Origin of the sequence: Aeromonas sp. ASNIH1, assembly GCF_002934285.1 — a bacterium.
GTDB lineage: Bacteria > Pseudomonadota > Gammaproteobacteria > Enterobacterales > Aeromonadaceae > Aeromonas > Aeromonas caviae.
Window position 1 is genome coordinate 2,934,199 of sequence record NZ_CP026228.1, and the last position, 15,910, is coordinate 2,950,108.

The 15,910-nt window shown below is 46.2% G+C and carries 12 protein-coding genes and 1 pseudogene; 7 read left to right on the forward strand and 6 right to left on the reverse strand.

All coding sequences use genetic code 11. The features are described 5' to 3' along the window. The first annotated feature begins 357 nt into the window (after window positions 1-357). A complete protein-coding gene (locus C2U37_RS14385; RefSeq protein ID WP_010675351.1) occupies window positions 358-810 on the forward strand; it encodes an antitoxin Xre/MbcA/ParS toxin-binding domain-containing protein in 453 nt (150 codons plus the stop codon). An 838-nt stretch (window positions 811-1,648) separates the two neighbouring features. On the opposite strand, the gene tolC is transcribed toward C2U37_RS14385, so the two are convergent. From tolC to C2U37_RS14410, 3 genes are all read right to left on the reverse strand, one after another. Next, the gene (tolC, locus tag C2U37_RS14400) at window positions 1,649-2,950 is read right to left on the reverse strand and encodes an outer membrane channel protein TolC (protein WP_233768481.1); all 1,302 of its coding nucleotides are present in this window, start codon (window positions 2,948-2,950) and stop codon (window positions 1,649-1,651) included. Between the two features lie 86 nt (window positions 2,951-3,036). Further along, window positions 3,037-6,177: an efflux RND transporter permease subunit gene (locus C2U37_RS14405; protein WP_087756359.1), complete on the reverse strand. Its 3,141-nt coding sequence runs from the start codon at window positions 6,175-6,177 to the stop codon at window positions 3,037-3,039. After that, on the reverse strand, window positions 6,174-7,718 hold the full coding sequence (locus C2U37_RS14410) for an efflux RND transporter periplasmic adaptor subunit (protein WP_017778712.1): 1,545 nt from the start codon (window positions 7,716-7,718) through the stop codon (window positions 6,174-6,176). The genes C2U37_RS14405 and C2U37_RS14410 overlap by 4 nt, the downstream gene beginning before the upstream one ends. 208 nt (window positions 7,719-7,926) lie before the next feature. Between C2U37_RS14410 and C2U37_RS14415 the strand changes: the two genes are divergently transcribed. The 3 genes from C2U37_RS14415 to C2U37_RS14425 all read left to right on the forward strand — a co-directional run bounded on the left by C2U37_RS14415 (window position 7,927) and on the right by C2U37_RS14425 (window position 10,485). Next, window positions 7,927-8,250 (forward strand): hypothetical protein, encoded by a 324-nt coding sequence (locus tag C2U37_RS14415; protein ID WP_021140715.1) that lies wholly within the window; start codon window positions 7,927-7,929, stop codon window positions 8,248-8,250. 191 nt (window positions 8,251-8,441) lie between these two features. Further along, window positions 8,442-9,128 (forward strand): heavy metal response regulator transcription factor, encoded by a 687-nt coding sequence (locus C2U37_RS14420; RefSeq protein WP_021140716.1) that lies wholly within the window; start codon window positions 8,442-8,444, stop codon window positions 9,126-9,128. Then, a complete protein-coding gene (locus C2U37_RS14425; protein WP_087756361.1) occupies window positions 9,118-10,485 on the forward strand; it encodes a heavy metal sensor histidine kinase in 1,368 nt (455 codons plus the stop codon). The genes C2U37_RS14420 and C2U37_RS14425 overlap by 11 nt, the downstream gene beginning before the upstream one ends. 18 nt (window positions 10,486-10,503) lie before the next feature. On the opposite strand, the gene C2U37_RS14430 is transcribed toward C2U37_RS14425, so the two are convergent. Beyond that, a protein-coding gene (locus tag C2U37_RS14430) for an IS3-like element ISAs20 family transposase (RefSeq protein WP_087756362.1) occupies window positions 10,504-12,065 on the reverse strand; the annotation gives its coding sequence in 2 pieces (ribosomal slippage) (window positions 10,504-11,603 and window positions 11,603-12,065; 1,563 coding nt in all). Between the two features lie 171 nt (window positions 12,066-12,236). Continuing rightward, window positions 12,237-12,644 carry a Cd(II)/Pb(II)-responsive transcriptional regulator gene (gene cadR, locus C2U37_RS14435; RefSeq protein ID WP_024126910.1) on the reverse strand — a complete coding sequence of 136 codons (408 nt, stop codon included), beginning with the start codon at window positions 12,642-12,644 and terminating at the stop codon, window positions 12,237-12,239. A gap of 95 nt (window positions 12,645-12,739) precedes the next feature. On the opposite strand from cadR, the gene C2U37_RS14440 reads away from it, so the two are divergent. The 3 genes from C2U37_RS14440 to C2U37_RS14450 are packed head-to-tail and all read left to right on the forward strand — an operon-like array spanning window position 12,740 to window position 15,505. Next, window positions 12,740-13,636 (forward strand): cation transporter, encoded by an 897-nt coding sequence (locus C2U37_RS14440; RefSeq protein ID WP_008985553.1) that lies wholly within the window; start codon window positions 12,740-12,742, stop codon window positions 13,634-13,636. A gap of 3 nt (window positions 13,637-13,639) precedes the next feature. Further along, window positions 13,640-14,152 carry a signal peptidase II gene (lspA, locus tag C2U37_RS14445; RefSeq protein ID WP_004813174.1) on the forward strand — a complete coding sequence of 171 codons (513 nt, stop codon included), beginning with the start codon at window positions 13,640-13,642 and terminating at the stop codon, window positions 14,150-14,152. Window positions 14,153-14,173: 21 nt separating this feature from the next. After that, window positions 14,174-15,505, forward strand: a complete 1,332-nt coding sequence (locus tag C2U37_RS14450) for an ISL3-like element ISPpu12 family transposase (protein ID WP_104452523.1) — start codon at window positions 14,174-14,176, stop codon at window positions 15,503-15,505. On the opposite strand, the pseudogene C2U37_RS14455 reads toward C2U37_RS14450, so the two are convergent. After that, a pseudogene (locus tag C2U37_RS14455) lies at window positions 15,493-15,900 on the reverse strand (IS30 family transposase); the annotation flags it as partial. The gene C2U37_RS14450 and the pseudogene C2U37_RS14455 overlap by 13 nt on opposite strands. Between the last annotated feature and the right edge of the window lie 10 nt (window positions 15,901-15,910).

Consider the following 15,910-nt stretch of genomic DNA (forward strand, 5'->3'; position numbering starts at 1 on the left):
TTCAGTTCTGGTAACCTCGGGATCACCCTTATACCAACACCATTCTCGGCCAGTTTTTGTGTCGGCTGCCTCTAAGATGCCACAACGATAATCAAAATTGATGGTCACTGAATGTTCTCTCGGCTAGCTAGTGGTTATAGCATAGTAAATATATGAGAATTCAAGTCTCATAAAGACCCCAGATAGAATTATGCACAGAGATTCACGAAAAAGTTGGTATTGCCCGAATGGGGCGCTTCAACCTCTGTATCCTGTGCCTCATCCAACAAAGTCCTCAGACCCATCGCCATCGCCATCGCCACATGGAACAGATAGGATAAGGTAATCTGGTATCGTAGGTTCAGGGGAGATTTCATCATGTCCTATGCGAGTTATCATCCAGGTAAGGCTACGGCCTCTACTAAGACAATATTTGACTCTCTTGGCATACCGAGTGACCCGTTGGGGGCACATCTATGGATCGTGGCTGGCGTAGCTCCTGGCATCATTCATCGACTAGCTGAATTGATGAACACAGACTCAGGTTTGATATGCCGCTTAGCAGGCATTAGCCGGAGCACTGTTGCTCGCAAGCTGAGGATTGAGGCTCCCCTATCAATCTCGCAGGGCACCAGGGTATACGGCGTTGTACAGGCCCTAGATGCGGTTCTCTCCCTCCATGAGCACGACACCACCAGAGCGATTTCATGGTTAAGCCGCCCAGCCTGGGGCTTAGGTGGCATAGCTCCAGCTGAGGTATTGACGACACAAATGGGGGTTCTGGCTGTTGTCGATCTGGTGGGACGGATTAGGCATGGGGTTTGCGTATAAGCAATAAGTCGGGGGGCGGTGAGAATAAAACCATCCAGATTGGCTAAATTTCCACCAAACAGAATTATTTTCAAACTTTTTCACATCCCCCCACTTGAAAAATTCGGAAAATTGTCCATTTACTAATTATGAGAGCTATAAATTAATTTTTTCCATTTCAACATTCCGCTGCTGCGCAGCGAAGAGAAACCAGTTTTACTACCCCCCCCATAAGCTATTTTTTTAAATAAATGAAATTTAAAGAGCACTGATAAATTAAAGTTCCTTAACTTAGCTTAAGATATCAATGCTCCATCACTCAGTAATAAATTAGATTCATATAAACAGAAAACAGAAAACAGAAAACAGAAAACAGAAAACAGAAAACAGAAAACAGAAAACAGAAATGTAACCTCAGTTAAGATGTGGTTATATTCGCCCTGTAGGGCGGAAATTTAAAAGGTGTTTTTGCTAGGGAAGGTGCGAATAAGCGGGGAAATTCTTCTCGGCTGACTCAGTCATTTCATTTTTTCAGTTTGAGCCGATCTTTTCTCCCGTAAATGCCTTGAATCAGCCTATTTAGACCGTTTCTTCGCCATTTAAGGCGTTATTCCCAGTTTTTAGTGAGATCTCTCCCACTGACGTATCATTTGGTCCGCCCGAAACAGGTTGGCCAGCGTGAATAACATCGCCAGTTGGTTATCGTTTTTCAGTAAGTTGATGACTCATGATGAACCCTTTTTCATGGCTCCAGATGACAAACATGATCTCATATCAGGGACTTGTTCGCACCTTCCCTAGGTTAAATGAAAGGCATCAGTGCAAAACTGATGCCTATTGAAAAATAGATTACACACAACTACCTTAAATTAACTAAACCATTATCAATATCAATTATTTCTTTTTTACCTAAAGACCCTGAATTTAATTTCAATGTGGCAACGTTGACTATGTAACTATATCTAGAAATAGCTAACTTTGTCTTTGCATCATACAATTTTCTATTAGCATCCAATACATCAATGATAGTCCTAGTGCCAACCTCATATCCTGCCTCGGTCGCTTTTAAAGCACTTTCAGCAGAAACTACAGCTTGTTGGTATGCTCGAACGGATCCTATGCTTGCATTAACATTGTTATATGAAGACTTAACTGCACTCATGACCGAGCGATAACTTTTCTCCAGCTGCTCACTGGCAGCAACATAGTCAAAAGAAGATTGTTTGACTTGTGATGCTGTTGCACCACCTGTATATAGTGGCAATGAAAATTTAATACCAATGTCGCCTTGATTGGAATAACCGTCCGTATTAACTGTATTATCTTTGTAGTTATTATAAGTTGAAGATAACCCCATAGTAAGATCAACTAATGGCTTATGTCCTGACTTAGATAAATCGATCTGCATCTTCGCAAGTTCTTTTTTAATCCGAGCCTGATGTAATGCCAAATTTTTTTCAATTGCTGCATCAGTCCACTTATCAATTTTCCATAAAGTTTTTTGAGGACTGAAACGCTCTGTATCAAGCTTATTAAGCTTTCTATGCTCAAGACCAGTTAACTCACGTAGAGCCTCATAGCTATTTTCAAGCGTGTTCTCTGCATAGATCTCATCGGCAAAAGACTGATCGAAGGCGGCCTCTGCCTCATGTACATCAGTAATCGCGGCCAAACCTACCTCAAAACGCTGCTGGGTTTGAGCAAGCTGCCTCTGAATTGCCTTTTTCGTTGCCTGAGAATAAATCAGCGAATCTTCAGCCTGGAGAACATTAAAATATGTCTGTATTGTACGAAGCACTAAGTTTTGATGCTCAAGAACATAAGAAACATCTGATAGTGTCGCATTCTTCGCAGCTAAATCAAGATTAATCCAATTAGCACTGTTGTAGAGAGATTGCTCTAGATTGATTGCACTATTCGTTGCGCTCCCAGTTTGCATATCCAGATTATCGTAAACATAGTTAGCACTAAGACCAAGATTTATCTTTGGTAGAAATGATGCTTGCTCTTCATTGATTTTTTCGAATGATTGGTCACGCATTGCCTTTGACTCAAGAAGTTGCGGATCCTTTTGCTTCGCCAAGTTATAAATATCTAGCAAGCCCTCCGCATGCGTGTAACTACTAAGAAGAGCGAGTATAGGTAAAAACATTTTGTTCATCATGATAGATACCAACAGATTGTAAATAAAGAAAACGAAAGTAGCGGATGCATATTCATATAATGCATCCGCCTGTGCACCAACCGTTATTCAGGCATATCAACACCTGTAGTATTAGTGATGCTCTTCAGAGTACGTCTACGCCATAAGTAAAATGCCGCAGGTAGAACTAAGAGAGTTAAAACGAGTGCGCTTACCATCCCACCAATCATTGGCGCGGCTATTCGTTGCATAACCTCAGAGCCAGTCCCATGACTCCACATGATAGGTAATAGGCCAGCAATTATCGTTACCACTGTCATCATTTTAGGACGTAGTCGCATTGCAGCTCCATGGATAACGGCACCATGTAATCCTGCATTATCAAGTTTATCGTTCTTAACGAGATCATCCCAAGCATGGTTGAGATAGATCAACATCAATACACCTGTTTCTACAGCGACACCTGCAAGTGCTATGAATCCAACTCCAACGGCCACTGACATATTAAATCCAGCTAGCCACACGTACCAAATGCCACCAACTACAGCAAGAGGCAAGGTCGTAAGAATAAGAAGCACTTCTTGAACACGCCGAAACGCCAAGTAAAGCAATAGAACTATGATGGCAACGGTTAATGGGACTACATAGGTAAGGCGAGCTTTAGCTCGTTCCATATATTCGTATTGACCAGACCAAGTAATAGAGTACCCAGCAGGAAGAACTAATTGTTCTCCGACCATTTTTTTTGCATCCGCGACAAATGATCCAATATCTCTATTACTAATATCAACATATACCCAACCATTTAACCTAGCATTTTCACTTCGCAACATTGGGGCTTCATCGCTAATATAAATTCGAGCAACATCAGCTAGAGCAATTCGTTCACCTTTGGGAGTGATCAAAGGAAGCAACTCTAGACTAGCGACTGAGTCGCGATAGCTTTGTGGATAGCGTATATTGATTGGATATCGCTCTCGCCCCTCTATCGTCTGTCCAACATCCATGCCGCCCACAGCCGTTGCTAGTACTGCTTGAACATCCGCAATATTGAGTCCATATCGGGCAGCCTTCAGTCTATCGATATCAACTTTGACATAACGACCACCGGCGACACGCTCAGCATACACGGATGATGCCCCCTCTACACTGCCAACAATTTTCTCAAGTTGCTGTCCTATTTTTTGTATCACTTTAAGATCTGGACCAGCAATCTTGATCCCAACAGGTGTTTTAATTCCTGTTGCGAGCATATCTGTTCGAGTCTTGATTGGGGGGACCCACGCATTTGTCAAACCAGGAAATTGAATTAATGAGTCTAGCTCTTCCCGTAATTTCTCTGGTGTCATCCCAGGACGCCACTCTGATTGAGGCTTCAGCTGAATAGTGGTTTCCATCATAACAAGATCAGCTGGATCTGTTGCACTATCCGCACGGCCAGCCTTACCGAATACATTCTTTACCTCAGGGACAGTTCTAATCAGCTTATCTGTTTGTTGTAATATCTCTCGCGTTTTCCCTACCGAGATATTTGTTGCCGTTGTCGGCATATACATCAGATCCCCCTCATCAAGTGGAGGAATAAACTCAGACCCTAAATATTTTAAAGGCAAGAAACCAACAACGGTCACGATAAATGCTAAAGTAAGAGTCACCTTCGGCCATGCTAAGACGCATTTCAGCAAAGGTATATAACCCTGACTTAGCCATCTATTAATTGGGTTCGCTTGTTCAGCAAGTACCTTACCACGAATAAAGTACCCCATTACAACAGGGACTAACGTTATTGCAAGTGCAGCAGCTGCGGCCATAGCATAAGTCTTAGTATATGCGAGCGGAGCAAACATCCGCCCTTCTTGTGCTTCAAGAGCAAATACTGGTAAAAAGCTCATGGTAATAATTAATAGAGAGAAAAATATAGCAGGGCCGACTTCTGCACTGGCCTCTCCAATTACCTTCCATCTGTTTTCATTAGTTAGGGGTGTCTGTTCCATATGCTTATGGACATTTTCAATCATTACAATTGCACCATCAACCATTGCTCCAATTGCGATGGCTATCCCTCCCAAAGACATTATGTTGGCGTTGACACCCTGTATATTCATTATTATAAATGCAACTAGAATTGCAATTGGTAGGGTAATAATCACTACTAACGATGACCGTAGGTGGAATAAAAATGCTAAACAAACTAATACAACAACAATAAACTCTTCCAGTAACTTCCCTGAAAGGTTGTCGATTGCTCTTTGGATTAGATCTGAGCGGTCATATACAGTTATTATCTCAACCCCATCTGGTAGACTACTTTTTAATTCATCAAGACGAGTCTTAACTCCATCAATAGTGTGTTGTGCATTTTCGCCATAACGCATGACGATAATGCCCCCAACGACTTCACCTTCACCATTGAGCTCTGCGATGCCTCGACGTGCTTGAGGGCCAGTTACCACATCCGCTACATCACCTAGCAATAGTGGAGCACCACGTACATTTGTTCCTAATGGAATGTTTTTTAGATCAGAGACATTTTTCAAATACCCATTGGAGCGAACCATATACTCAGCTTCGGCCATCTCGATAACTGAAGCACCTGTTTCCTGGTTACCTTGTTCTATTGCTGTCTGAATTAAAGACAAAGGTACACCATATGCACGCAGCTTATTGGGGTCTACACGAACCTGATACTGACGAACCATTCCTCCAACCGTAGCGACTTCAGAAACCCCCTCTACAGTCTGTAATTCATACTTTAAAAACCAGTTTTGCAGTGAGGTTAATTCACTTAAGTCATGCTTACCTGTTCTATCGATCAGTGCATACTGATAGACCCAACCAACACCAGTTGCATCAGGCCCAAGCTGGGGCCTCGCAGAAGATGGTAAATTAGGAGCAACTTGGCTCAAGTATTCTAAAACTCGCGCCCGCGCCCAATACAAATCCGTATTGTCATCGAATAGAACATAAACGAAAGAATCACCAAAGAAAGAATAACCACGGACGGTAGTTGCACCAGGAACAGCAAGCATGGCGGTGGTTAATGGGTAAGTTACTTGGTCTTCAACTACTTGTGGTGCTTGCCCAGGATAACTTGTTTTGATAATAACTTGAACATCCGACAAATCAGGCAGCGCATCAACAGGAGTTTGCTTGACTGACCATATTCCCCATGCAGTGAGCAACACACTTAACAAAAGAACAAGGAATCGATTGCCAATAGACCATCGAATTATTGATGTGATCATTTCTGACCTCCTATCTCATCCATTTCGGCCATATCATGCTTGGAATGGTCCAATTGTGGAGCAGATGGAGCCTTACCTTTCCCGTTGCTACTATTTGAATCTGAATTTTTAATATTTGTTTTAGCAATCGGCTCCTTGATACCAGTTATAATGTATCGTTCCCCATCCTGCCTTAGCAAAACACTCACGGAGTGACCCATCTTTAAACTTGAAGGAGCAATACTCTTATCAAGTTCAAAGCTCATACGCATTGCTGGCCATTGCCATTCTGGTACTTGTTGGTGTGCAATTGTGATCTGCCTATTCTGACCAATATCAACGATGTCAGCATTGACCCAGACTTGAGCAGGACGAAATGCAGTCATGCGCTGGAAGTCGGAACTGATACTTGACTCAGAGTCTAATAAAAACTGAGCAGACCTTACTATCTCATCACCTTCTTCAACTCCAGATGTAACAACGATATGTTCCCTAAACTGAGAACCGAGAGTGACTTCAACAGATTTGAAGCGCCCATCACCTAATGACAGCACTACTCGATTCTGCGTTCCTGTTCTAATAATAGCCTCACTAGGCACCACAAGATTAGACTCGGTTCCACCGGCTTTTATGTTGATCTGAGCAAACATATTCGGCTTAAGGAACTCGTCTGGATTATCAAAGCGTAGCCTGACCTTAAGCGTTCTAGTTGATGCGTCTAGGGTGGGATATAAATAATCAACTTTACCGACCCAAGTTCTGCTTGGCGCATAATCAAGAGTCATGGTAACTGGATCTCCCAATTTCAATACGGTAGCTTGGCGCTCAAAAATTTCTGCACTGACCCAAACTTGTTGTAATGTGCTGATATTAAATAGCGCCTCAGCTGGTTCTACGTACTGTCCCTCTCGAATTTTTAGCTCAGAAATATATCCATCACTAGGTGCATAGAAATTAATTGTTTCACGCACTTTCCTAGTTCGCTTTAAAATAGATATTTGATCACTTGGAATTTGTAGCGCCTTGAGTTTCCCTTCTGCGGCTCGAATCAACAAAGGGTTACTGCTATTCATGGCCAACAAGTATTCATGCTGCGCATTTACTAAATCAGGGGCATATAATGCGTAAATAAAACTACCTTTGGTAACCCTTTGCCCCTCACTTTTAATTGCAAGGGTTCGTACCCAGCCAGCCATACGTGAGTTGATAGCTTCAAGACGGTCTTCATCATATCCAACATATCCAACAGTATCAATTTCCTGATAAGTAGGAGCTCGTTTGACTTGATCGAGACGAACACCAAGATTCTGCTGTATTTCCGGTGATATTGTAACTGTGCCAGCTGACCCTTGACCTTGAGCTTTCTCTTCATAAACAGGAATGAAATCCATTCCCATTGTGTCCTTGGCTGGAGAAGGTCTCTTATCAGCTGGATCCATCGGGTTTACCCAATAAAGAGGTTGTTTTTCCTTTAATGTATTTACATCTTTAAAATTTGTGAGCAGGTAGACACTACCGCCTCCTGCGACAAAAACTAACAACATTGCAATAAATTTCATCATGCCATGCCCCTTAAGATATATTCAAAATATGGAAAACCAGGTGGTGTAAAATCATCTCTCATACCCCAATAGGGTGAATCATACATACTCGCCCTCTTAAAGATCTATATCCTTACGGTAATGTAATCTTGCTGACAGCAGCATGTAATGTTGATTGTATATAGTGATTAGCGATAACCGTGCAATAACAACGAAATGAGGTAATCGAATGAAAATCAAGACCATCTTAGCTGCGCTCACCATGTTGATTAGTAGTTCAGCGGCTTTCGCTAATGCCCCAATGCCTTTCGATCTTAGAGCAGGGCATGGAGTAGTCTATGTAGAATGGAAAATATCTGCATTGCCTACTGACTCCGTGGACGTATCCACCCCCGATGGCACGAAACTGGGCGTTGTGAAGGCTCTCCCTGGTAAGACCAAGCAGTTAACACTTCCTTCTGATAAAAATATTACAGAAGTTATCGTGGACTATAAAGGAACCATTCATAACGTCTCTCTCCCGCATGGTATGGGAAGCGGTAGTAACCGTTAAGATCTTCCACATGTAAAAAACGGCCAGCTTATGCTGGCCGTTTTTTAAACATTAAAAATAATCATTCTAGATTTTATAATTTCGATATAACCTTCATTGAAACTCTTGATGCAGCTGGATTTTTTTTATTTTTTAGTGTATGTAGTAGCATAGACTACTGACTATCTTAATACTGCATATTGGAGAACATAATGAATATTTTAGTTGTTGAAGATGAGCCAAAGATAGGTGAGTATTTAAAGAAAGGACTCACTGAGTCAGGCTACATTGTTACTCTCGCCACAAATGGAATTGATGGTCGCTTTTATATACTTAGCCATGAATTTGACTTAATAATACTAGATATTATGTTACCTGGGATTAACGGATGGCAGCTTCTTGAGGAAATTAGAAATATAAACATTCAAGTACCTGTCATGTTCCTGACGGCAAAAGATGGTGTCGGAGATAGAGTAAAGGGGCTAGAGTCTGGAGCTGATGATTATCTTTCAAAACCATTTGCATTCACTGAACTACTAGCCAGAATAAAAAACCTTCTTAGGCGATCCAAAGACAATCATATTGAAGAGGTTATATCAATTTCAGATTTGATTATAAACATCAAATCAAGAACAGTTAAGCGGTCGGGTAAAAAACTACATCTCACCCCTAAAGAATATCTATTACTTGAGTTATTAGCTCGGCGGCATGGTGAAGTATTACCTCGCTCATTAATTGCCTCTTTGGTATGGGATATGAATTTTGACAGCGATACAAATGTAATAGATGTTGCAATCAGAAGATTAAGAGCCAAGGTTGATGATGATTATCAAATAAAATTAATTCATACTATTCGAGGAATGGGATATAAATTAGAAGGTGCTGGCGATGAAGAGTAACATGCCTATAACTATACGTGCTATGCTTTTTGTTTCTGTCGCCATAACGATCAGTATGATTTCCTTGTTATTTTTGGTAGAGACATCTATCAAAAATCATTTCTTAGACCTTGATAATGAAACGATAGATAACAAAACGATTATTATCGAGCAGTTTTCAAAGCGCATAGATGCAGTTCAAAGAATTATCAATTGGGATACAATCAATCCTGACTCTAATTTTTATATCGAGATATTAAAAGATGGTAAAAATATATATAGGAGTAAACGAGACAGCTTTAATTTGAGAAAGTTCAGCAATACACTAATTCATGTATCTGAAACTGACACTTCCGCTCCACATAAATATCTCAGTAAAAACATTAATTTTAAAAAAAATGATAACTCCTATTCAGTCGTGTTCTATTTAGACTCAAGTGTTCACTCTCATTTTTTGTCTGACTTTAGGATGCAGCTATTAATCATAGTCTTTGGTGTTTGGGCGATCATAATATTGTCTACATACTTGGGTATAAGGCAAGGCCACAAACCTATTTATATATTAAGCAAACATATGTCGACTATTCAGGCTGAACAGTTGAGCTCAACATTAGAACCCAACCAATATCCGAGAGAGTTAAGGGAGTTGGTTGACTCATTCAATACCATGCTATCTAAACTAAACAATAGTTTCGTTAAGTTATCTGATTTTTCAGATGATGTAGCGCATGAACTAAGAACCCCATTAACCAATATAATCATGCAGGCTCAAGTTGGGTTAAATCAAGACAGGAGCATCTCCGAATATAAAGAGTTCCTATATTCAATTCTGGAAGAGCTTGAGCGTTTGGCAAAGATGGTTAGCGATATGCTGTGGATTGCCAGGTCAGACAAAGGTTTGATTTCTGCAAATAAAGAATTTTTAGATTCAGAGAATGAACTTTCTTCTATTTTAGATTTCTTTATGTATTTAGCAGAAGAAAAAAGCCTTACGTTTAACGTTGCAAATACTAATAAGATTATATTTGCTGACAAAATAATGTTTCGTCGTTCGATATCCAATCTGATATCTAACGCAATAAAATACTCAGAGAGCAACTCTGCCATTAGCATCTCAATATCAAACGATGAAGGAAATAATTCTATCATTGAAATAAAGAACAAATGCAAAGATATATCTTACGATGAATCCTTGAGAATGTTTGATCGATTTTATAGGGCAGATTTATCAAGATCTAGCAATAACGATAGTGTCGGGTTGGGTCTATCGATTGTTAAATCGATAACCGAAGTTAATGGAGGAAAGGCTTGGAATAAATTAAGTGGTGACTACATTTCATTTTATTTATTATTCCCAGCTCGGCGTTTTTCAAGATAGTTGTCGCGCAAAGCTGTTTTAAGCAGCCTCTTTTTGCTCCGGCTCGGGTTTCTCGGGCCGCTCCGGATTTAGCATCACGGCACCGATAGGTGTCCAGTATCGCGTCTTGCCACTCCACCTCGCTGGGTGTTGTGCTCGGGCGGCCTGGTACACAGCATCCCGTTTCGCCAGCAGGGCTTTATCGTCACCCCGATGCCGCTCGTTGGGTGTGACGAAGCGGATACGGCTATGCCGGTGCTCTTCGTTATACCAGGCCATAAAGTCGCGCACCCACTCCCTGGCCGCTTCCAGACTGGCAAAGCCGTCTGATGGCCACTGCGGACAGTACTTCAGCGTCCTGAACAATGACTCCGAGTACGGATTATCGTTGCTGACCCGAGGCCGTCCCCGCGAGGGCGTGTCACCCAGGTCATGCATCTTGGTCAGCAGCGTGACTGACTTCATTGGCGCGCCGTTGTCCGAGTGCAAGACCAGCGGCTGCTTCCAGCACTGCTCGCGGATGATGCTCCGTTGCAGCAACGCCGCCGCCCGTTCACCGCACTCTTGCTCATGCACTTCCCAGCCCACCCCTTTGCGGCGGTAGATGTCCTCTATCAGATAGAGGTAGTAATACTGGCCGCGCACGAGTGACGGCAAGTAGGTGATATCCCAGGACCACACTTGATTGGGCCCAGTCGCGGTATGGCTGGTTGGTACCGGCACATGACGCGGTGGCTGGCTCCGGCCACGCCTGTGCTGCTGGTCAGCCGCCCGCAAGATGCGATAGAAGCTCGACTCACTGGCCAAGTAGCGCCCCTGGTCGGCCAGCCGTGGCACAATTTGACTCGGCGGCAACGAGGCGAACTCCTGGCTATTGCAGACGTCCAGCACGGCCTGCCGCTCCTCTGGGCTCAATGCATGAGCAGGTATGGAACGAACCGCATCCGGTCGCCTATCGGCACTCAGCTCAGGCCCGGCCAACCAGCGCTGGAGCGTGCGCAGACTCAGCCCCAACACCTCGGCCGCAGGATGCTTGCGGGCGCCAGCTTCAAGCGCTTCGCGCCACCATGCAACGTATTGCTGCCGCTCTGGCAACGAGGTCAGTTGTCCTCGTCGACGTTGCTCCAGTAGGCATCGAGCTTTTTTTGCAATATCAGCAGAGCTGCCGCCTCGGCCAGGGCCTTGTCTTTGCGCCGCAGCTCTTGCTCCAGTTGCCGGATACGCTTCTTGTCCGCTTTGGCCTGTGCCTTCTCCGCCTGTTGTAAGGTACGAGCGGATTGCTGGCCCAGAATACAGGCTTGGCGCCATTGCTGGACTTGCTCGGGATAGAGACCCTTACGGCGGCAGTACTCACTGAGTTCAATCTCGGAAAGCGCAGCGGTTTCCAGCACGACGGCGAACTTGGCCTCGGCGGGCCATTCATCGGTCAGTTTGTTGTCCCCGGGCACAGGAGACCCTCCGTCTTTGGCGTGTTTGCGCCAATTATACAGAGTGACCTCGCTGATGTTTTCCTGCCGAGCCAACTCGGCCACCGACATATTGATGGGCGGCAGCAGCTTCTTGAGCAAAGCAGCCTTGCGCTCACTTGAATAACGAGCCATTCGACACTCTTTATCCGCCCCCGGTCTTCACATTTAGATTATTCAGATTAGGCGACAACTATTCTGACACCGGGGGACTGAAACGGGTAAGCGGATTAAATGGTTGATCTTACCTTTGCATGAGAGTGAGACAGACCGGCATCTCATCGGATTATCTGGTTGATGCTTCACCTACTGCTGGTGCATGTTTCCTTCGCTAATTCCAGCAAGAACCCCACACGCCTCAACTTCCCGGTCATCGTTGCAACTCGCTCTCAGTGAAACGAGTTGTTTCTCAAGCGCTTGCAGAGCGGTTATCTGCGACCGCACATGAGAGATGTGATCATCGAGCAAGGCGTTGACAGCGGTACAGGACTGATGAGGGTCGTCCTGATAGCGCTTTAGTTCGTGAATTTCTGCCAGTGACAGATCCAGGATGCGGCAGCGACGAATAAAGGCCAGCCGCTCAACGTGTTTCTCGGTATAGACACGGTAACCGTTCTCCTGCCGACCAGGCGGCGGCAACAAGCCCTGCCGTTCGTAGAAGCGGATCGTCTGTGTATCTACCCCTACTGACTGTGCCAACTGACCAATACGCATCGGGTTCCTCCGCAACGGATTCTCTACGCTATTGACCTTATAGCGACTATATAGTTTTAAATGAAAACCCGATCACATTCAAGTGGAGTCATATCATGAGTAAAAACTGCGGAGGCCCCTGTGGCGACCATGCAAGGCCTGCGGCGGATACCGATATGCAGGCCTCCTCCGATGCGTCGGGGGAATGGGTCAGTGTTTATGCCGTGCCGAAGATGGACTGTCCATCAGAAGAACGAATGATTCGCCTAGCCCTGAACGGCTTTGAGGAGATTCGGGCGCTGTCCTTCGACTTGTCGAACCGCCGGCTGAAGGTCGTGCATGACGGCGAGGTCGAGCCCGTCACCTCGAAACTGAAGACCTTGGGGCTAGGCGCCTCGCTTCAGGAAACCGTCGCTGCAAATCCGGAGACCATCAAGGCCGCCGAGTTTTCGGCAGCTTCTGCTAAGCAAGAATCCGGGACCCTGCGCTGGTTGCTCGGCATCAATGCACTTCTGTTCGTGGTGGAAATGACCGCCGGTCTGATCGCCCGGTCCACCGGCCTGATTGGAGAATCCCTGGACAATTTTGCCGATGCGGCGGTGTACGGGCTTGCCCTTTATGCGGTTGGACATAGCGTGAAAATGCAGGTACGTGCCGCGCATCTTGCTGGTGTACTGCAACTGATCTTGGCTGTGGGCGTACTCATAGAGGTGGTGAGACGCTTTGTATTCGGTAGTGAGCCTGAATCGCTGGTGATGATGGCTATCGCATTCGTCGCATTGATTGCCAATACCAGTTGTCTGCTGCTCATATCCAAACATCGGGAGGGCGGGGCGCACATGAAGGCAAGCTGGATATTCTCGGCCAACGACGTGGTGATCAACCTGGGGGTCATCACCGCCGGCGCTCTGGTCGCGTGGACCGGGTCCAATTATCCGGATCTGATTATCGGCACCATCGCGGGGGTAATTGTACTTAACGGTGCTAGACGCATTCTGGCGCTCAAGGATTAAGCAATGTCCATTTTTGGCAAACATCTGTCACCGTACGCTCTGTTGTCCATCTCCGGCCTGCTGGCAGCGTCTGATCAGGCCGTAAAATGGCTGGTGCAACAATCAATGGCATATGGCGAGTCTATTTCAGTGACCTCATTCTTTAACTGGGTACACGTATGGAATACCGGTGCCGCATTCAGTCTTTTTGCGAATGGTGGAGGCTGGCAGCGCTACTTTTTTATCGGAATCGCGGTAGTGGTCTCGATTTTTCTGATCAAGCTGATCCTTGAAAATCGTCATAAAGGAGAAGCCATCGCTTACAGTCTTATCCTCGGTGGCGCCATGGGCAACCTGATTGACCGGGTCTTTCGCGGCTATGTTGTGGATTCCTTTGATTTCTATTGGCGAGACTGGCATTGGCCGGCCTTCAACCTGGCTGATATTGCAATTGTCCTCGGTGCCTTACTTTTAGTTTCCAGCAGCTTGTTGGGTAAAAAAGCAAACACCAATGCCGAGTCGGATGGATCTGACTGACACCTACGCCTATACAACACCATGACCGAACTTCCCGACAACATCCTTCACCTGCCGCAATACCAAGTACTGGGCTGCAAATCAACCGACGACGAAATGCACTTCCAGGTGGACGTGCCCGATCCCATCGCCTGCGAGGAATGCGGCGTGCAGGGTGAGTTCGTACGGTTCGGCAAGCGTGACGTTCCCTATCGTGATCTGCCCATCCACGGCAAGCGGGTCACTCTCTGGGTGGTCCGCCGCCGATACACCTGCCGGGCCTGCAAGACAACATTCAGGCCCCAGCTACCGGAGATGGTGGACGGATTCCGTATGACACTGCGGCTGCATGAGTACGTGGAGAAGGAATCCTTCAACCACCCCTACACCTTTGTGGCGGCACAGACCGGCCTGGACGAGAAGACGGTGCGCGACATCTTCAACGCCCGCGCCGAGTTCCTGGGGCGCTGGCACCGCTTCGAGACGCCCCGCATCCTGGGCATTGACGAGCTATACCTGAACAAGCGCTACCGCTGCATTCTGACCAACATTGAGGAGCGAACCCTGCTCGACCTGCTGGCCACCCGCCGCCAGGACGTGGTGACCAACTACCTGATGAAGCTGAAAGACCGGCAGAAGGTCGAGATCGTCAGCATGGACATGTGGAACCCCTACCGGGCAGCGGTCAAGGCTGTGCTGCCCCAGGCCCGTATCGTGGTCGATAAGTTCCATGTGGTGCGCATGGCCAACGATGCCCTAGAGAGAGTGCGCAAGGGCCTCAGAAAGGAGCTGAAACCGTCCCAGAGCCGGACTCTCAAGGGAGACCGGAAAATCCTGCTGAAACGCGCTCACGAAGTCTCAGACCGGGAGCGCCTCATCATGGAGACCTGGACAGGCGCGTTCCCGCAACTGCTGGCCGCCTACGAGCACAAGGAGCGCTTCTACGGCATCTGGGACGCCACCACACGGCTCCAGGCAGAAGCCGCCCTGGACGAGTGGATAGCCACCATCCCGAAGGGCCAAAAGGAAGTCTGGAGCGATCTGGTCAGGGCAGTGGGAAACTGGCGCGAAGAGACCATGACCTACTTCGAGACGGACATGCCCGTCACCAACGCTTACACGGAGTCCATCAACCGACTGGCCAAGGACAAGAACCGTGAAGGGCGCGGTTACTCCTTCGAGGTGATGCGGGCACGAATGCTCTACACCACGAAGCACAAGAAGAAGGCACCGACTGCGAAGGTCTCTCCTTTCTACAAGAAAACCATCGGTTACGGACTGCCGGACTTCGCAGAGGAACTCAACTACGGAGTCGATCTATCAACCATCTCGCGAATTCAACTTCGAAGTGCGACACTCGCCTATGCCGCCTGACGGTACTCTTCGAATACCTTGACAGGCTGCCTGAATCCGAGACATTTCCGAGGTCGTAGGTTGAGCCACTGCTCCGCTCTCCTGACATCCTCGTCCGTGACCTCTCTCAGGTCTGTTCCCTTTGGGATAAACTGCCTCAACAGCCCATTGTTGTTCTCGTTCAGACCGCGCTCCCACGAAGAGTAAGGGTGCGCAAAGTAAGTCTCGGCACCCAGCGCTTCCTCTATCGCCTTGTGTTCGGCAAACTCGCCGCCGTTGTCAAAGGTGATGGTATGCACCTGCTCGATGTAGGGCGTTAACATCTCGATTATCGCATCCCGCACCACCCCAGCCTGTTTGCTCGCGACCCGCTTGACCAGATAGAGCCGGCTCTTGCGCTCCACCAGGGTGGTAATCCCCCCATTT